Raw genomic sequence first — 18,887 nt, 5'->3', positions numbered from 1 at the left:
AAAGGTCGGGGCGATTGCGCGCCCCGACCCGTTCGATCAAGCCGCCAGCCCACGGCCTTTCAGCAGCGCATCCACGCCGGGCATCCGGCCACGGAACTTGGTATACAGCACCTCCGCCTCCACCGAGCCGCCTTTGGACAGGATGAACTCCTCCAGCCGCTCCGCCATTTGGGCGTCAAACGCGCCGCCCGCTTCCTCGAAGGCGGCAAAGGCATCGGCGTCCATGACCTCTGACCACATGTAGCTGTAATAGCCGCTGGAATATCCGTCGCCCGCGAACACATGCGCGAACTGCGGCGTGGCGTGGCGCATGACAATGGCGCGCGGCAGCCCCATGTTTTCCAGCACCTCAGCCTGCTTCTGCATCGGATCGGCTGGGGCCGGACCGCTGTGGAATTCCAGATCGACCATGGCCGAGGCCACGTATTCCACCGTCTGGAACCCCATGTCGTAGGTCGCCGCCGCCAGCACCTTGTCCAGCAGATCCTGCGGCATCGCTTCGCCGGTCTCGTAGTGCGTGGCGTATGTCGACAGCACCTCCGGCACTTCCAGCCAATGCTCGTAGAGCTGGCTCGGCAGCTCCACGAAGTCGCGCGCGACCGAGGTGCCCGAGACCATCTCGTAGGTCACATCCGACAGCATCTGGTGCAGCGCATGGCCGAATTCGTGGAACAGGGTGCGCGCATCGTCATAGGACAACAGCGCCGGATTGCCTTTGGCGAAGTTACAGACGTTCACCACGATCGGGATCTGCACATCCGGGAACTTGCGCTGCGCCCGCATCGCCGAACACCAGGCGCCGGACCGTTTCGACCCTCGCGCAAAGTAGTCACCGATGAACACGGCCACGGTCTCGCCGTCCCGCTTCACTTCCCACGCCCGGCAGTCCGGGTGATACAGCGGCACATCCAGCGGCGCAAAGCTCAGGCCGAACAGCCGTTCCGAACAGGCAAAAGCCGCCTCGATCATCTTCTCAAGCTGAAAATACGGTTTGACCGCGCCCTCATCCAGATCGTGCTCCGCCTGCCGCCGCTTCTCCGCATAGTAGCGCCAATCCCACGGTTCCAACGGCCCCTCGATGCCGTCGGCGTGCAGCATCTCTTCCAGCACGGATTGATCGGCCAACGCGGCCGCCTTTGCCGGGGTCCAGACCTGCATCAGCAGATCGCGCACCGACCCCGCATCGCCCGCCATTTCGGTTTCCAGCTTGAAAGAGGCGAAATCCGCGTAGCCCAGCAGCTCCGCCCGCTCCTGCCGCAGCTTCAGCGTCTCGGCGGCGATATCGCGGTTGTCGGTCTTGCCCCCGTTTGCGCCGCGCGCGGCCCAGGCGGCAAAGGCCTTCTGCCGCAAATCCCGGCGCGGGCTGAACTGCAAGAATGGCGTGATGACCGAACGTGACAGTGTCACACACGGCCCAAGGTCACGCTCCTCTCCCGCGCCCCGCAGGGCGGAGATGACAAAACCCGGCAGCCCCTCCATATCCGCTTCAGACAGCTCCATGAACCAGGACCGTTCATCCGCCAAAAGGTTCTGCGTAAACGCCGTGCCAAGCTCTGCCAGCCGCCCTTTGACGGCTGTCATGCGCGCGCCGTCGTCCCCGTCCAAAGCCGCTCCCGCCCGCACGAAATTGCGGTGCATCAACATCAGAACGCGCGCCTGCTCCGACGTCAGGTCAAGCGTCTCACGCGCCTCCCAGACGGTTTGGATACGCTGGAACAGCGCCTGATTGGAGTAAATCGCAGAGGAATGCGCCGACAGCTTGGGCGCGATGTCCCGCATCAGGGCCTCTCGCGCGTCATTGCTGTCCGCGCCCGCGACGCTGTAGAAGGTGCCCGCCACCTGATCCAATGCTGCGCCTGTACGCATCATCCCTTCGATGGTGTTTTCAAAGGTCGGCGGCTCCGTGCTGTTGGCGACCTTTTCGACCTCGGCCAGATCCTCGGCCATGGCGGCCTCAAAGGCAGGGGCGAAATCATCGTCGGAAATCCGGTCGAACGGCGCGAGGCCGAAGGGCGTATCCCATTCGGCAAGCAGGATGTTGGTCATGAAGCGTCTCCAATAGGCTTGTCCTGAAGCTAAGCTTCAATCCAACCCGCTTCAATCGTACGAGACGCTTTCTTCCCTGCTGGCCGCTGGATTGATCCCTGTCACCCGCCGCAGCAGGGGCACCCCTCGCGCCGTTTCAGCCCGATCTTGCGCGTCTCGCCCCAGAGTGCATCGTAGATCAACATCTCGCCGCGCAGGACCTGCCCCGCCCCGGTAATCTGCTTCACACATTCCACCGCCATCATGGAGCCGACCACACCGGGCAGCGGCCCCAGCACCCCAGCTTCGGCACAAGATGGCGCCAATCCCGGCGCAGGTGCCTCAGGAAAGATGCACTGGTAACACGGGCCGCCGCCGGCTGGGTCGAAGACCGACAACTGCCCTTCCCACTGGCTCAAGGCGCCGGAAATCAGCGGCTTGCCCGCTGCCACGCAGGCCGCGTTCACCATGTAGCGCGTGTCGAAGTTGTCGGTGCCGTCCAGCACGACGTCATAATCCTCCAGCAGTGCGCCAACCGTGTCGGCATCCAGGCGGCGTTCATAAGGACGGACCACCACGTAAGGATTGACCGCCTCCATCGCCATCTTGGCAGAGAACACCTTGGCCATGCCAATCCGCCCGTCTGTATGCGCCACCTGCCGTTGCAGGTTGCCTGCATCCACCACGTCATCGTCGATCACGCCGATGGTGCCGACCCCTGCCGCCGCCAGATACAGCAGCGCAGGTGACCCCAGCCCACCGGCGCCCACAACCAGAACACGCGCCTGCTTCAGCCGTTTCTGTCCCGGGCCGCCCAGCTCTCGCAGCACGATGTGGCGGGTGTAACGCTCCAGCTCACCGGTCCGAAAGCGGCCCGGCTCCGGCGCTTCGGGCGCTTCCCGATCCTCCACCCGTGTGCGCAACCGTCGCAGCACCAGCGCATATCCCGCGCCCAGCGCCACAAAGCCGCCAAGGATCAGCCACCCCTGCAAACTGCCGCCCGTGGCCATACGCAGCGGATGCCCAACGGGCAAAATCAGATGAACCACCAGCACAAGCGCGTACAGCGCGGCCAAGGTGGCAAGCCGGGCCCGCACCGACGTTCCCATGACCACGCCCAACCCCCAAAGCGCCGCAGCGATGACCAAAACCAGCGCCATCAGCCGGACACCCCGGTAGAGCCAAAGCCCCCCGTGCCCCGCGCCGTATCGTCCAGATCGTCAACGACGCGAAAAGCACCCTGCACCACGGGCGCCACCACCATCTGCGCGATCCGGTCGCCATGGGCGATGACGAATGTCTCCGTTCCAGCGTTCATCACGATCACTGCCAATGGCCCGCGATAATCACTGTCGATCGTGCCGGGGCTGTTGGGCAAGGTGATCCCGTGCTTCAACGCAAGGCCGGAGCGCGGGCGAAGCTGCACCTCAAATCCCGCAGGGATCGCAAGCCGCAGGCCCGTGGGCACCAAGACACGCGCGCCGGGCGCAAGATCCACCTGCCCGCGATCTCTGAAATTTGCACGAATATCCGCTCCCGCCGCGCCCGGCGTCGCATAGACCGGCAGCCCCAAGGCCTGATCCGCCTCAGGCTCCCAGGCAAAAACTATCTCGACCATTCCGCTCTCCGTCTGCCTGAAACACACCCGAGGCAGGGCGCACCTTCGGCTTCTTTGATTTTCAAATACTCGCAAGCCCGTCCCACGCCCACCACACCGCTGCGTGACGCGCCGGGCGGATCGTTTGCCCTGCTTATGTCGCGCTTGTGAGGGCGGCTGCGATCCGGTCCGCGAGCTTGCGGGCAACCTCTGCCTTGGCGGCACGCGGCCACGTCTCTGCCCCGTCTTCCGAGATCAGGACCACTGCATTCTCCGTACCCCCCATAATCCCCGTGGCGGGCGAGACGTCGTTGGCCACAATCCAGTCGCACCCCTTGCGCGCGCGCTTCGCGGTCGCATGGGCCACCACGTCGTCCGTTTCCGCGGCAAAGCCCACCACCAGCGCGGGCCGCCCGACCTCCAGCCGCGAAACCTCGCGCAGAATGTCGGGGTTTTCCTCGAATTCCAACACCGGCAGCTTGCCCGCCTCTTTCTTGATCTTCGAGCCGCTTTCCCGTGCCACACGCCAGTCAGCCACAGCCGCGGCAAAGATCCCGGCGTCCACAGGCAACGCAGTCATCACTGCGGCGCGCATATCGCGGGCGCTTTGGACCTCGATCACCTGCACACCGCTGGGGCGCGCCACATCCGCCGGCCCCGTGACAAACACCACCTCGGCCCCCAGATCGCGCAGCGCCTCGGCAATCGCCGTGCCTTGCGCCCCGGACGACCGATTGGCGATATAGCGCACCGGATCAATGGGTTCATGCGTCGGGCCAGAGGTGACCAGCACCCGCTTGCCACGCAACGGCCCATCGCCCAGCGCGGTCTCGACAGCTGCGACAATCTCCAGCGGTTCGGACATGCGCCCCGGACCGAATTCGCCACAGGCCATGTCGCCGGAGTTCGGCCCCACAACCGTGACGCCATCGCCCCGCAGCACCGACAGATTGCGCTGCGTCGCCGGGTGATCCCACATGCGCACATTCATCGCAGGCGCGATCATCACCGGCGTATCCGTCGCCATCAGCAACGTGGTCGCCAGATCATTGGCGTGGCCGCCGGCCATTTTCGCCATCAGGTCTGCCGTAGCGGGCACCACCAGCACCAGATCCGCAACGCGGGACAGTTGGATATGGCCCATCTCCGCCTCCTTGGTCAGGTCAAAGAGGTCGCGATGTACCTCCTCCCCCGCCAGGGCCGACACGCTGAGGGGCGTGACGAATTGCTCCGCCGCGCGTGTCATCACCGGTGTCACCGACGCCCCGCGTTCGCGCAAGCGGCGGATCAGGTCGAGGCATTTGTAGGCCGCAATCCCGCCACCAATCACCATCAGGATACGCTTGCCTGCAAGTGTCATTGTGCTCATCCCGGCTTTCCCGTCTGCGTGAGAAAGGGCGCATCTTAGGACGCCCTTAACGGCTGTACCCTACCCTTGCAGCGTCGCGAAAGGAAAGCCAACTCATGCAGGTTCATGACAGCGAACAGAAATCCGGCTGGGCCGCGCTGGCGCCCCTGATGGCGGCCTACCAGGCCAAGATCGCGGAGGCGCGCACAGCAGACGCCAAATCCGCCGCGCAGGACAACAAGGTGTCGGAGGCCAGGAGCCTCGCGCCGACCGACGCGGAGGCACGTATGGTCTCAGAACTCAAAGCCCGCGACCGCGAAGTGCGCACCCACGAGCAGGCACACATGGCTGTTGGCGGGGCGCATGCGGGCGGGGCGAGCTACACCTACCAGATCGGCCCGGACGGCAAGCGATACGCCATCGGTGGCGAGGTGCCCATCGACGTCTCTCCCGTGCCCAACGATCCGGAGGCGACACTCGCCAAGATGGATCAGATCAAGGCGGCAGCCTTGGCCCCTGCAGACCCTTCCAGTGCGGACCGCAAGATCGCCGCCCTCGCAGACGCCGCGCGGGCAAAAGCGCAGGCGGACCTGAACGCCCTACGCGCGGATGAACGCAGCGGGGACCTGGACAGGACCGCGTGAGCTACTGGAAGGCCGCACAAAGATCGTCACGCTCAACAGCAGGGGCATCGGCGACCGCATCAAAAGTGCCGTCGGGTGCGCGACCATCTTCACCCTGCCCCAACGCGTAGATCGTCAGATCCGGCATGGCCCGCGACAACGCCTCTGGCGCGCCCCAATCCTTGCGGGCGTGGCCGTTTCCGGTGATGACCGCAACCGGCCCGCCTGTGGCGACCACGGCCTCGCGGATCACAGCCGCAATTCGCGCGTCTCGCAGGCGCTGAATGTCCACCATCCTTGCCAGCACCTCCTCTGGCAAAGCATCGCAATGCGCCGACATTTGCATGGATTCGCGCGCTTGTTGTTGGCTCTCAGGCAGATCCCGGTCCAACCCGAACAGCGCGGCATTGGTGCCAAACACCTCCGCCACGGGCGCACCCATCACACGACGCGCCTCCTCCCGAGGAAGCGCCGCGCCGAAATGTTGCGCATCAGGGGCGGCCGCGAAAATCGGGTAATACATGGAGAAATCCGGCCAGCCGTTTTCCTCCCAGTACAGGAACGGGCCAAGCACCGCCTCGGCCCCCAGCATCTCTGGCGTGATGGCAGAGGCGCGCACCCCTGTCAGCATCTCCCAGACGATGCCACGTGGTTGTAATTGCGTGACAATATCGGCCTGCCGCATGTGGTGATCGGGATTGTCATGCACCTCTCCCAGGAAAACCACATCCGCACCGCGCATATCATCAACGGAAAAACCCCCGTCAGCCTGAGCTGCGGGGGTCATCGTGATCAGGGCCAAAATGGCGATCAAATATCTCATGCGAGGAAGTGTTCGACTTCACTGCTTTGCGCCTGCAAAGCCTTGCGCATCTTGCCGAAGGCGGCGGCTTCAAGCTGCCGGACGCGCTCTTTCGAGAGGCCCAGCTCAGTCCCCAAGCTTTCCAGCGTACGGGCCTCTTCGCGCAACTTGCGCTCGCGGATGATGAAACGTTCACGCTCATTCAGGCCGTTCATCGCATCCACCAGCCAGTTGCGCAGGCAAGCCGTGTCATGGGTGTTTTCCACAAGCTCGGCGCTTTGTGCGCTGTCATCTTCGAGGGTGTCGATCCACTCGCGGCCTTCATCTTCCACCGACTGTGTTGCATTCAACGAAAAATCGGACCCGGACAAACGCCCTTCCATCATCTCCACATCGCGCAGCGGGACGCCGATCTCGGTCGCGATCATGTGGCGAAGCTGATAGCCGTCCAGCTTTTCGCCGGAGGCCTGCGCCTCACGCTCCAGACGCGCCTGAACCCGGCGCATGTTGAAAAACAGGGCTTTCTGCGACGAGGTCGACCCGGTCCGCACCATTGACCAGTTGCGCATCACGTAGTCTTGGATCGACGCCTTGATCCACCAGACCGCGTAGGTAGAAAAGCGCACACCGCGATCAGGATCGAACTTGTCTGCGGCTTTCATAAGTCCAAGACCGGCCTCCTGAATGAGGTCGTTCATCGGCGCGCCGTAACGCTTGAACTTGGACGCCATCGAAATCGCCAAGCGCATGTACGCCTGGATAAGCCGATGCAGCGCCTGTTCATCACCGTTGTCGCGCCACGCATAAGCAAGACGGAGTTCTGTCTCTGCATCGAGCAGTTCGGCCTTCATGGCCCGGCGGGAAAGAGTTTGGTCGTTAAAGCCGTCGAGTGCCATGAGAACCCCCAGTCATATCAAATTCCCCTTGATTGGGGATTTGAAAGTACTACGCACGGGGACCGCATTTGGTTCAGTCAGATCGGCGAAAAACTTCTTTACGGGCCGGTCGAGGCGTTCATATTTTCTTTCCATCATCGGTTGCGGCAGAATTTTTTCGCTGATTAACAACCAGTTGGCGCGCCTTTGATTTTTCGATCAAAAGTCAAATCCATCCGCAGGAATTTTCCGACCGGGAAAATGAAAACGGGGAAGGCCAAGCCTCCCCCGCGTCTTAAATTATTGTCTCCGCATCGGAAACATTTGGCATCGCAGCACGATCAGGATCAGCCGAGAACCTCGCGCACGACGTCGCCGGTCTTGGTTGCGATCTCGTCGGCTTCCGCCTCGGTCAGGCACAGCGGCGGCGCGAAGCCAAGGATATCGCCCTGCGGCATGGCGCGCGCGATCAGGCCCTTGGACGCCAGCGCAGCGGACAGCTGCGCGCCGACCTTTTTCGCCGGGTCAAAGAAGGTGCGGGACTCGCGATCTTCGACGAATTCAACGGCGCACAGCATACCTTCGCCGCGGACTTCGCCCACATGCGCATGGTCGCCCACAGCCTCTTTCATGACCTTGTTGAGATACGCACCAGTTTTGCCCGCGTTCTCCACCAGACCCAGCTTGTCGATCAGGTTGAGGTTGGCCACGCCCGCAGCCGCCCCGATCGGGTGCGCCGAATAGGTCCAGCCGTGGCCAATGGGGCCGTTTTCGTCTGTGCCCTGCTCCAGCACCTTCCACATCTTTTCGCCCACGATGGACCCCGACAGCGGCGCGTAGGCAGAAGTCAGGCCCTTGGCGATGGTGATCAGGTCAGGCTTCAGCCCGTAATGGTCGGACCCGAACATGGTGCCCAGACGGCCAAAGCCGGTGACGACCTCATCCGCGATCAACAGGATGTCATGCTTGGCAAGCACGGCCTGGATCGCTTCCCAGTAGCCAGCGGGGGGCGGAACGATACCGCCGGTGCCCAGAACCGGCTCCCCGATGAAGGCAGCGATGGTGTCCGCGCCTTCCCGTGCGATCAGTGCTTCCAGCTCGGATGCGCAATGGGCGACGAAATCCGCCTCCGACATGGCGGTGTCTTCGCGGCGGTAATAATAGGGGGCCTCGGTGTGGATCACCTGCGACAGCGGCAGGTCGAACTTCTTGTGGAACAGCTCAAGACCGGTCAGCGAGCCGGTCATCAGGCCCGACCCATGGTAGCCACGCCAGCGCGAGATGATCTTTTTCTTCTTCGGCAGGCCACGGATGTTGTTGTAATACCAGACCAGTTTGATGTTGGTCTCGTTCGCGTCGGACCCGGACATGCCAAAGTAGACCTTGGACATGTTGTCAGGCGCGCGGTCGAGGATCATCTTGGACAGGGTGATCGAGGCCTCGGTGCCGTGGCCGACGTAGGCGTGGTAATAGGCCAGCTCCTTCGCCTGCTCGGCAATCGCCTCGGCGATCTCGGGACGACCATAGCCTACGTTGACACAATACAGGCCGGCAAAGGCGTCGAGCATCTTGTTGCCGTCGCGGTCTTCGATGTGGCAGCCCTTGCCGCCAGTGATCACGCGAGTCGCGGTTTCGCCGCGGGCGTGCTGGGCAAGGTGTGTGGACGGGTGAAAGAAGTTCTCGCGATCCCACTGGGACAACTGGTCATTGGTCAGCATTCTGGCCTCCGTTTGCGGCAGCGCGCCGCGTGTTTTGGTGTTCGGGAGCCGTCTGCCGCGCGTCATCGGGTGCCTCAGGCTCCGTCCCCCCGGCAGCAGCGCGCATTGCCTTTATTGACAGGGTTGCGCGCTGTCTAACCGATTTGGCACCACTTGAACAGTGGGTCACGGATGGATTTGATCTCCCGGCGGTGATACTCCGACTCTCAGGGACGGCAAGGACAGGAAATCACCATGGATGCCATGCATCGCACCGAAGGCCTGCTGGGCCAGCTTATCGCCTATCCGACCGTGTCGGCGGACAGCAACCGTGGCCTGATCGACTGGGCGGCGGACCACCTCACCCACCTTGGCGCGCGCTGCGAGGTGATGCAGGACGACACCGGAACCAAGGCGAACCTCTGGGCAACCTTCGGCCCCGAAGAGGACGGCGGCCTCGTGCTGTCCGGCCATTCCGATGTCGTCCCGGCAGAGGAGCCGAACTGGACCTCCGATCCCTTCACAATGGTCGAACGCGACGACAATCTCTATGGGCGCGGCAGCTGCGACATGAAGGGCTTCATCGCCTGCGTCATGGCCATGGCGCCCGAGTTCGCCGGGTGGGAGCTGAAAAAACCCATCCACATCGCCCTGACCTATGACGAAGAAGTCGGTTGCTACGGTGCCCGCGATCTGGTGGCGGCGCTGACGCAAAAAGGCGTGCGCCCCGCCATGGCGCTGCTGGGAGAGCCGACGCTGATGCGGGTGATCGACGGGCACAAGGGCTGCTGCGAATACACCACGCATTTTCACGGGCGCGAGGGCCATGCCTCTGCGCCGGACAAGGGCGTCAACGCCGCCTCCTACGCCACCCGCTATGCGTCGAAACTGCTGTCGCTGGAGGCCGAGCTGCGCGGTCGCGCCCCCGCTGACAGCCCGTTTGACCCGCCGTGGTCCACCATCAACATTGGCCGCATCACGGCTGGCGCGGCGCGCAACGTCATCGCCAGCCAGGCCGAGATCGAGTGGGAAATGCGCCCCGTCACGCCGCGCGACACCGTGCAGGTCCTAGCCGAAATCGACCGCTACGGCGCGGAGCTTCTGGCCGAAATGCAGGCACGCGACCCGGCGGCAAACGTTCTGCGCGAGGTCATCGGCGAGGTCGCGGGCCTCGTGCCCGAAGACCGCAACCGCATGGCCGAAATCGCCTGTGCCCTGACCGGCGCGAACGGCTGCGATGTGGTGAGTTTCGGCACCGAAGCCGGACTGTTCCAGTCGCTTGGCACGCAATGTGTGGTCTGCGGCCCCGGCTCGATCGAGCAGGCCCACAGGGCGGATGAATTTGTCGCGCGCTCGGAACTGGCCGCCTGCCTCGACATGCTGGCAGGCGTGCAGCGCTACATGGTCTGACCGAGGCAAAGCACGCTTTCGCCCTCCGGTGCAGGAGCCGCCATTCCGTACCCCGTAGCGGCCCGTGCCCCGGCCCCAGCCCGCCCGCTCCGGACGGCCAATGCCGGAGGCGCGACAATCCACCGCGGCGTTTCCTGTTTCCGGCGTGGACAAATGCGGTGACTTGGGCTAGGGCAGGCGCTTCTGCCGCGAAACCGCGTGCACCCCTGATGGAATTCCCCGATGCTGACCCCCCTACAAGAAGCGCTGACCGAGCGCGGATACGCCACGTTGACCGATGTCCAGGAGGCCGTTTCCGCGCCCGAACTGGCTGAACGGGACCTGCTCGTGTCCGCCCGCACCGGGTCGGGCAAGACGGTGGGTTTCGGTCTGGCCATCGCGCCCACCCTGATGAAAGGCGGCAGCCTGCCGCCCCCCGCCGCGCCGCTGGCGCTGGTTGTTGCCCCGACGCGCGAACTGGCGCTTCAGGTCGAACGCGAGCTGTCATGGCTTTACGCCAAAACCGGCGCAAGCGTTGTGTCCTGCATTGGTGGTATGGATGCCCGCGCCGAACGCCGCGCCCTGGACCGTGGCACGCATATCGTTGTGGGCACGCCGGGCCGCCTGCGCGACCACATCGAACGCAACGCGCTGGACCTGTCCGACATCCGCGCGATCATCCTCGACGAAGCGGATGAGATGCTCGACCTCGGCTTCCGCGAAGACCTTGAATACATGCTGTCCGAGGCCCCGGCCGCGCGCCGCACATTGCTGTTTTCGGCCACGGTTCCGCCGGCCATCGCCCAGCTTGCCAAAAGCTTTCAGCGCGATGCCGAGCGTATCACCACGCAGGTCAAAGGCGAGCAGCACACCGACATTGAATATCGCGCCATCCAGGTGTCCGCCAACGACACAGAGCACGCGATCATCAACATGCTGCGGTTCAGCGATTCGCCGACCGCAATCATCTTTGCCAACACCCGTGCCGCCGTGGCGCGCCTCACCGCGCGTCTGGCGAACCGTGGCTTCTCCGTGGTCTCTCTCTCCGGCGAGTTGAGCCAGGATGAGCGCAGCCATGCGCTTCAGGCGCTGCGCGACGGGCGGGCCAAGGTCTGTGTGGCCACCGATGTCGCCGCACGCGGCATCGACCTGCCCAACCTCGATCTGGTGATCCACGCCGATCTGCCCACCAACACCGAAGCCCTGCTGCACCGGTCCGGCCGGACTGGCCGCGCAGGCCGCAAGGGCATCTCGGCCCTGATCGTCACAGACCGTGACGTGAACAAAGCGCGCCGCATTCTGGGCTGGGCGAAGATCTCCGCGACCTGGGCGCCCGCGCCCTCGCCCGAGGAAATCCGCGAAAAGGATCAGCAGCGCCTGCTGTCCGATCCCGCATGGACCGCAGAGCTGACCGACGAAGAAAAAGTCTTTGCCACGCAGCTTCTGGAAACCCACTCGCCGGAACAGATCGCAGCGGCCTGCCTGCGCCTGTATGAATCGCAGCTGTCCGCACCGGAGGAGCTGAACGCGCCCATGGCCAAGGGCGAGCGCCCGGAGCGGAAAGCCTTTGGCCCGTCCAAATGGGTCGCGCTTTCGGTGGGTCGCAATGACGGAGCGGAGCCGCGCTGGCTGCTGCCGCTTCTGCTGCGCGCCTCCAACATCGACAAGGCACAGGTTGGCCGGATCAAGGTCGAAGACTCCGAAACCTATGTCGAAGTGGCCGAACCTGCATTGAAGGCCGTCCTGGACGCCGTCGATGGTCAGGGTGTTCTGGAAAAGGACATCAAGTTGCGCGCGCTGGACGAAGCCCCCGAATCCGCACTGCGCGCCGGTGGCAAGCGTGACGGCAAACCGGGTGGGAAGCCCGGCGGCAAATTTGGCGGCAAACCCGGCGGTCGTCCGGATCGCAGCGGCCCGCGCCCTGATCGCAAGCCGCGCGACGACGCCCGCCCGCCCTACAAAGGCAAACGCGAAGATGACCGCCCGGCCCGCGCGCCGCGCCCTGCCGCCTCTGACGCCGCTGCGCCCAAGGCAGATTCCCGTCCCGACCGCCCGCGCCGGGACGACGATGGCCCTCGCAAAAGCTTTGGCAAGCCTGCCGGCAAACCCGGCGGTGGCAAGCCCTTTAACAAATCGGGCGACGATAAACCGTTTTCCAAAGGTCCTAAAAAGACCGGTGACAAGCCGTTTGGCAAAGGCCCCGGCAAACCCGCTGGGAAACCGTTCGCCAAATCTGCCGATGCCAAGCCTGCGGCCAAGGGCAAACCGCGCGCCAACCTGTCTGATCCGTCCGTCAGTGTGCGGGCCCGTGGGGGCGACGCCGCCCCTAAGCGGAAGCCGCGCAAGCCATAATATTCCGGCAATGGACTGAAATCGAAACCCCGGCGGGCGTTGTGCTCATCGGGGTTTTTCTTTGCCTGGAACCTCCGCCTGAACCGCAAAGCCCACCCCACAAACGCGGGCCGGGCACCGAGAACGGGTACCCCTTCTTCACTGGCGCAATGATAACACGAGAAGCAATCCGCCCGCCCGCAAACATCGTCACGCGGTCGTTGCTGTCGCGGCCCAGATCGCTATCACGCTCCCGGATATCCGGAGGCATCAAGACCCTTCAGTTCATCCCCTCGATCGTCACGACCAGCCCCGTCAACTCGGTGTCCCGAATGAAATACGGCGCGGCACTAAGCGTATGCACCGCGCCATCCACTTCGTATTCAACGGTCTGTGTGGTGCGCTTGGCCAGCACCTCGCTACACAGCTTCACAATGTTTGGAAAACCCGGACTGGGCAAACTGGCCTGACTGATATGACCCATATCCGCGCCATGCGCCGTCAGTTCGAACAAAGCAATGGCAGGCTGAGAGGCGTGCTTGATGTTCAGCCTCGAATCGAGCGCCAAAAGCGGCACCAGCATGGATTCCAAAATCGCAGTCTGCACAACGACCAGCCTGTTCAACTCGTCGGTGTTGATCAGCAGCTCTTCGTTCACCGTGATCAGCTCTTCGTTCGTGGATTGAAGCTCCTCATTCGTCGTCTCCAATTCCTCGTTGGTGGATTGCAGCTCTTCATTCGCCGATTGCACCTCCTCGTTGGTGGACTGAAGCTCCACGTTCGAGGCCTGCAATTCCTCCATGGTAATCTGCAACGCCTCGCGCGCGTCAGCCAGTTCGTTCTCCACGTGCGCGAGGTACACTGCCCCCTGCCCGTTGGAGTCTTTCTCCGCCGGGGACCGCGCATCGTGTTGCACCAGTTGGGTCTCGATGCTCACCAGGACGTAGCGCATGTCATTCTCTGTCGGCGTTTGAATCGGATAGCCACGCAATCGGACACGATTGAAGCCGGCTCCATCCATGACGCGCCAAAGCCCCTTACGGGCGGACTTTTGCTTCAAACAGAGCGGGATCAGACTGGCCGCGTCTTGCGCCAGTTCCGCCTTCAAAGTGTTGGTGGTCAAGCGCCCGCGCACCGCATCTGTCACGCGGGTAAAGGCGCTGATGTCACCAAAAATGCGAACCAGATCCTTTTGCTCACTGGCAAGAAAGCCCGTCGGCGCCACCGACATAGCCAGGGTTTCGAACAAGGCGCCGTTGACGCCGCTGTCGTTTTCAGGCCCACGCGCTTCGCGGCTTTCTCTCTGCCGCCGCTGCGGAATGCCAAAACGCACAAGCGAAGTGCGATCGAACGATTTGCTGGCGGACTTTCGGAACAGCTTTGCTTGATCGGTCACTGCGGTAAAATAAGCGTCCAGTTTGCCGACATTTTCCGAGGTGCCCAGGAACAGCAAGCCGTCGGGCCGCAGCGCATAAAGTATGCGCGACATGACTTTCACCTGCAGGGCGCTCTCGAAATAAATCAGCGCATTGCGAAAGCTTACCAGGTCGATGTCAGAGAACGGCGGGTCTTGGATCACGTCGTGCTGCGAGAAAAGCACCAGCTTGCGCACCTCGGGGTTGATCCGCAGCTGGCTGTCCCTTTGCGTGGTGAATTTCTCTCGCAGATGCTCCGGAATGCTGGTTGACGCCGCCGCAGGATAGAGCCCGGCCCGGCCTCGGGCCAAGGCCGCGGTGTCCAGATCCGTGGCAAAGATCTGGATGGCACGACCGGCCTCGCTCGCTGGGATGCCAAGCAGGTCGCATAGGATAAACGCGATGGAATAGGGTTCCTCGCCTGACGCGCATCCCGGCACCCAGACGCGGATCGGACGATGGTCTGTCGCGGCGACGTAGCGCGCCAGTTCTTCCCGCAAGACCTCGTACTGATCCGGATCGCGAAAGAACCGAGTGACTGAAATCAAAAGGTCGCGATAAAGCGCGTCCAGTTCTCCGGTATTCTCCTTACAAAAGGCGACATAATCCCCGTATCCGTCAAATCCCTTGACGAACATGCGTCGCTGGATTCGTCGGCTGACGGTGGTCTCTTTGTATTGTCGAAAATCAACCTTCGTGTGCGACTGCAACATCTGGAACAGGTCGTCATACTCTGTCGGCTGTTCGATCATCACCTGCAAGTCCGCGAAATCGCGCGGCCGCGCAAGGATCTGACGCAGATGCTCTCCGATCTGGCGCGGCGACAGCACCATATCTATGAACCCACTTTGCACCGCAGACGATGGCATTGTGTCGTATTTCGCTGACGATGTGTCCTGCGCAATGGTGATGCCACCCACCTCCTTGATATCCTGCACGCCGTAGGTGCCATCGCTCCCCGTGCCCGACAGAACCACGCCAACGCTGTGCTCACCAAAGCTTTCGGCCACGGACCGAAACAGCCGGTCGGCGGAGGGCTTCGGCTCCGCAGGACGGCCCGCCGGTTCGCATCTGAGCACCATGCCGTCGCGCACCTCCAGATCCGAGCCCGGTACGGGAACATAGATCGCGTTCGCCTCCAGCGGCGTCTTGTCCTCCACGGTCAAGACCTTCAGGCGTGTCTCCCGCGAGAGCAGCGTTTGCAGCATGCTGGCGTGATGCGACGACATATGTTGCGCAAGTACATAGGCGCAATTCAGGTCTGTCGGCAGGTGGTGCGCCATGAGCGACATGGCCTCCAACCCCCCGGCAGAAGCTGCAATGCCCACGACTGTCTGCACCGTATTCGTTTCCCCCATTCACTCGCCTCTTGCAGTGTCGATCTTGACGTCTCCGGATCGTATTAAGTCATTATTCACCATTTAGGTTTACGTATGCTTAACGACTGGAAACCGCTTACTTTTGTCGGCTTCCGACCAAACCCAACGAGCCGTGTGGAGCCGTCTCAACCATGAATAACTCGCCTCTTGCCGACAGCGGCACATTGGAAATCTGGCTGACCCGGGCCGGACCTTATGCGCAATGGTTTCTGGCCAATTCCCGAATCCGCTATCGCACGCATTCTAATCGAATGACCCTTGATTCGCCCATTCCTATTGCCGAAGTCGCCCACCGAGAGGTTGCGATTCTCCTGCAGGAAAGGCTGGCATCCGTGGACTCCTCCACCGTGTTCAGCGATTCTGATTTCCGGCTGAACCTGCCGGGGCTGGCGTTGCACGGGCTTCGCGTGCTGACCCATGTGGCCAACGATGGCGCGGCCTCTGCCAGCGTGCGATTTGTTCACACGCTCGGCGACATCGACGGCTTTTTCCGCGCCCCTTATGGCGGCGCGCTGCGGTCAGAAAACAGTGTCGAGGACATGACCGTCCCGGTGCTTCATGACCTGCTTTTGCCCGCGCTTGAGGTCTTTGATCACATTCTGGACCACGGGTTGACCGACGATCAGGCAAAACTGCTCGCCGCGCGGGTGAAAACCATGCGCTCCCGGCGGGATGAACTGAGCGACTACATTTCCTTGCTCACCCACTACATCGAAAGCGCCCGCGCCCTGGAAACGATGCAGGCCACCGACACGCCGGAGGCCCTGTCAGGTTCCGAGCCCCCCGACCTTCCCTCTTTGGGTCCGACCCTGCCGCCCAGCGAACAGCATCGGCATCTCGAACTGCCACCACAGCTTTGCGGGAGCGACAGCAACGACCTAGCGCATCGCACGCGCCACGACAGCCGCCGCCATCAAAGCCTGGAGGTTCAGGTCAGCAGTCGCGGCCGTCCCCTGCGCTGGACCCCCAAGGGTGGCCTGGCCCGTGGCGAAGGCCTTGGCATCCTCCACGGGCATCACTCCAAGTCCGAGGGCTGACCTCAAGTCTCAGGCGATGCGCGCTCCGCCTTTGTTGTCGCGCAACGCCCCCAAGACATGCCAGCCGATATACAGCAACGCCAACACCAACGCCGGCCCCCAGATCACCAGGGCCTTGGCCACGACAGCCGCTGCCAGCACCAGCCGCAGCACCTGCTCGACCCGCGTCATGGGCCGCATGTCGTAGCGCGACAACGCGCCCGCCATAAGGTACAGCCCCAGCCCAACGCGCCCCAGCACAAGCAGCAGCCCGCCCCAATCGATCCCCGGGCCGTAGCCGTCCAGAAACGTCATCGCGCCGGGTGACGCGTTCGGGTCCAGCTTTGCCGCATCAATCAACAGCAGCTCGGGGTAAAAGGCAAAGACGAAGGGCAATACGAACATCACGATCCCTGCGCGCACGGCGGCAAAGCCTGTTTGCATCGGATCCGCCTTCGTGATCGACGCCGCCGCAAAGGCCGCCACGGCCACTGGTGGGGTGATCGCGCTGGCCACCGCAAAGAAGAAGATGAACATATGCGCGGTGAAATTCGCGATGCCGAGGCCCACCACCAGTGGCCCCATCAACAGCGCCACGTTCACGTAAGCCGGCACCGTCGGCATCCCCATGCCCAGAAGGATCGCCAGCAACATGGTCACCACCAGCGCCGCAAAAAGGAACACGCCGCCGCTTTGGACCTGTGCGCCGAAGTCGCGCAACAATCCCAGCACGTCACGCGCCACGAAGCCGCTCAAGCCGGTGAAGTTCAGGCAAAAGTCGATCACCGACACAGACAGGAACATCAGATACAACGTTGCGATCAGCACACCCGCATCCGCGAACGCCGCGATCAACTGTCGTGGTGCCTTGCGAAAATCCGGGTCCAGCCAGAACAACGCCGCCAACAGGATCACCGCCCACCAGCCCGCGCTGCCTGCATCCCCGGCAGAGTTCTGCACGATCTGAAAGAAGAACGGCAGATCCTGCGCGACACAGGCGGCGCCGACCCCGCTGCGCTCCACCCCGAACAGGGTGCCGAAAACGCCGCAGCCCACGGCCTCCTTGGGGGTCACCAGCAAGAACAGGATCAGCAGGATCGGCAGGAAGATCATCATCAGGTTGATGCGGTCCTGGCCGTTCAACATCATGTCGGGTGTCTTGTCGCCCACCGCCGGGATGTTCTGCTTGCGCGCCTGGAACACCACCGTCAGGAACAGGCAACCAAAGTAGGCCACCGCCGGAATGATCGCGGCAATAATGACTTCGCGGTAGGGCACCACCGTCATCGCCGCGAGGACAAAGGCCGCAACCCCCATCACCGGCGGCATGATCTGCCCCCCGGAAGAGGCAGCCGCCTCCACCCCACCGGCAAAGCGTTTGTCGAAACCGCGCTTGAGCATCATCGGAATGGTCAGAACCCCGGTGGACAGCACGTTGACCACCGGCCCGCCAGAGATCGTGCCGAACATGGCGCTGGACACGATGGCCGCGTGGGCCGGTCCGCCCTTCAGCCGCCGGGTCCACAAGAACGCCAGCTTGATCAGCGACTTGCCACCGGCAGAAATGCCGAACAAGGACCCGAGCACGATATAGGGAAACACCGTCGACAGCAGAATGCCCATGAAGCGCCCCAGCAAGCCTTGGGCGTTGTTCACCAGGATGTCTTCGACGTTGGGCCGACCGTCCAGCAGGCTGCGCGGTTCGCCCCCCAGCTTGGTGATCAGGTACTTGTCCATGTCATCGGAGCCGAAGACATACCAGATGGCCACGGTCAGCAGCGTGTAGGCAAAGATGGCAATGGCCACGCCCACCAGCGGCAGGCCCCAGACCTTGATGTTGTACCCCAGAAACACAGCGATCCCGAGGCCGACCACCAGAAACAGCCAAGGCCCCAGTTCGTTGATGCAGGAGGGATCATCCACGGACGTCGGCGCGGGCAGCCCGAACATTTCGGCAAAGGCGATTTCCTCGGACAAGGCGCGCGCAATCAAGGCCTCCCGTTCGCCGGTCATCTGGTCGATGATGCAGATGGAATCGATTTCGATGATGTAGGTGGCAGAGATCACGACGGCCATGACCACCAGCGCCACATCCATCACGGCACCAAAGCGCACGCGACCCGGGCTCATGTCGCGGGACCGCCAGTCCGCCCACCACGAATGCTGTGCCGCAACGGTCAGCATCATCAGGACAAAGGCCAGCGGGTACAGCCACTCGTAGGGGAATTTGCGGATGCTCACGCCCCAGCTTTCCAGCAGCCAAGCGTCAAGACCGGGGATCGACGGGATGGTGTTGAACATGCCGATCACCACCAGCACAAGCCCAAGGGCCCGCGCGGCGCGTTTCAGCGGCGGAAAGGGGGCGGTATCGCTCATCGCTCTCTCTTATC

General features: G+C 63.0%; 13 protein-coding genes. 4 read left to right on the top strand and 9 right to left on the bottom strand.

The window, feature by feature from the left end; translation table 11 throughout:
• Positions 1-36: 36 nt before the first annotated feature.
• From GGQ68_RS02300 to coaBC, 4 genes are all read right to left on the bottom strand, one after another.
• Positions 37-2,046 carry a M3 family metallopeptidase gene (locus tag GGQ68_RS02300; protein WP_183962769.1) on the bottom strand — a complete coding sequence of 670 codons (2,010 nt, stop codon included), beginning with the start codon at positions 2,044-2,046 and terminating at the stop codon, positions 37-39.
• 101 nt (positions 2,047-2,147) lie between these two features.
• The gene (locus GGQ68_RS02295; protein WP_183962768.1) at positions 2,148-3,185 is read right to left on the bottom strand and encodes a HesA/MoeB/ThiF family protein; all 1,038 of its coding nucleotides are present in this window, start codon (positions 3,183-3,185) and stop codon (positions 2,148-2,150) included.
• A complete protein-coding gene (gene dut, locus GGQ68_RS02290; protein WP_183962767.1) occupies positions 3,185-3,643 on the bottom strand; it encodes a dUTP diphosphatase in 459 nt (152 codons plus the stop codon). Before dut ends, GGQ68_RS02295 begins: the two co-directional genes overlap by 1 nt.
• 133 nt (positions 3,644-3,776) lie before the next feature.
• Positions 3,777-4,991 carry a bifunctional phosphopantothenoylcysteine decarboxylase/phosphopantothenate--cysteine ligase CoaBC gene (gene coaBC / locus GGQ68_RS02285; RefSeq protein WP_246429218.1) on the bottom strand — a complete coding sequence of 405 codons (1,215 nt, stop codon included), beginning with the start codon at positions 4,989-4,991 and terminating at the stop codon, positions 3,777-3,779.
• 95 nt (positions 4,992-5,086) lie between these two features.
• On the opposite strand from coaBC, the gene GGQ68_RS02280 reads away from it, so the two are divergent.
• Positions 5,087-5,614: a putative metalloprotease CJM1_0395 family protein gene (locus GGQ68_RS02280; RefSeq protein ID WP_183962766.1), complete on the top strand. Its 528-nt coding sequence runs from the start codon at positions 5,087-5,089 to the stop codon at positions 5,612-5,614.
• 1 nt (position 5,615) lies between these two features.
• Here GGQ68_RS02280 and GGQ68_RS02275 read toward each other — a convergent pair whose 3' ends face one another.
• From GGQ68_RS02275 to GGQ68_RS02265, 3 genes are all read right to left on the bottom strand, one after another.
• The gene (locus GGQ68_RS02275) at positions 5,616-6,416 is read right to left on the bottom strand and encodes a ChaN family lipoprotein (RefSeq protein WP_183962765.1); all 801 of its coding nucleotides are present in this window, start codon (positions 6,414-6,416) and stop codon (positions 5,616-5,618) included.
• Positions 6,413-7,291: an RNA polymerase factor sigma-32 gene (locus GGQ68_RS02270; protein ID WP_183962764.1), complete on the bottom strand. Its 879-nt coding sequence runs from the start codon at positions 7,289-7,291 to the stop codon at positions 6,413-6,415. Before GGQ68_RS02270 ends, GGQ68_RS02275 begins: the two co-directional genes overlap by 4 nt.
• 326 nt (positions 7,292-7,617) lie before the next feature.
• On the bottom strand, positions 7,618-8,988 hold the full coding sequence (locus GGQ68_RS02265) for an aspartate aminotransferase family protein (RefSeq protein ID WP_183962763.1): 1,371 nt from the start codon (positions 8,986-8,988) through the stop codon (positions 7,618-7,620).
• A 234-nt stretch (positions 8,989-9,222) separates the two neighbouring features.
• On the opposite strand from GGQ68_RS02265, the gene argE reads away from it, so the two are divergent.
• Positions 9,223-10,377, top strand: coding sequence for an acetylornithine deacetylase (argE, locus tag GGQ68_RS02260; protein ID WP_183962762.1), 1,155 nt, complete (start codon positions 9,223-9,225; stop codon positions 10,375-10,377).
• A gap of 222 nt (positions 10,378-10,599) precedes the next feature.
• On the top strand, positions 10,600-12,708 hold the full coding sequence (locus tag GGQ68_RS02255) for a DEAD/DEAH box helicase (protein WP_183962761.1): 2,109 nt from the start codon (positions 10,600-10,602) through the stop codon (positions 12,706-12,708).
• A gap of 259 nt (positions 12,709-12,967) precedes the next feature.
• Here GGQ68_RS02255 and GGQ68_RS02250 read toward each other — a convergent pair whose 3' ends face one another.
• The gene (locus tag GGQ68_RS02250) at positions 12,968-15,460 is read right to left on the bottom strand and encodes a chemotaxis protein CheB (RefSeq protein WP_183962760.1); all 2,493 of its coding nucleotides are present in this window, start codon (positions 15,458-15,460) and stop codon (positions 12,968-12,970) included.
• Positions 15,461-15,612: 152 nt separating this feature from the next.
• On the opposite strand from GGQ68_RS02250, the gene GGQ68_RS02245 reads away from it, so the two are divergent.
• Positions 15,613-16,518, top strand: coding sequence for a hypothetical protein (locus GGQ68_RS02245; protein WP_183962759.1), 906 nt, complete (start codon positions 15,613-15,615; stop codon positions 16,516-16,518).
• Between the two features lie 9 nt (positions 16,519-16,527).
• On the opposite strand, the gene GGQ68_RS02240 is transcribed toward GGQ68_RS02245, so the two are convergent.
• A complete protein-coding gene (locus GGQ68_RS02240; RefSeq protein ID WP_183962758.1) occupies positions 16,528-18,873 on the bottom strand; it encodes a TRAP transporter fused permease subunit in 2,346 nt (781 codons plus the stop codon).
• Between the last annotated feature and the right edge of the window lie 14 nt (positions 18,874-18,887).

Source organism: Sagittula marina (assembly GCF_014196795.1).
GTDB classification, from domain to species: Bacteria; Pseudomonadota; Alphaproteobacteria; order Rhodobacterales; family Rhodobacteraceae; genus Sagittula; species Sagittula marina.
This window is presented reverse-complemented; position numbering and strand designations above follow the sequence as displayed.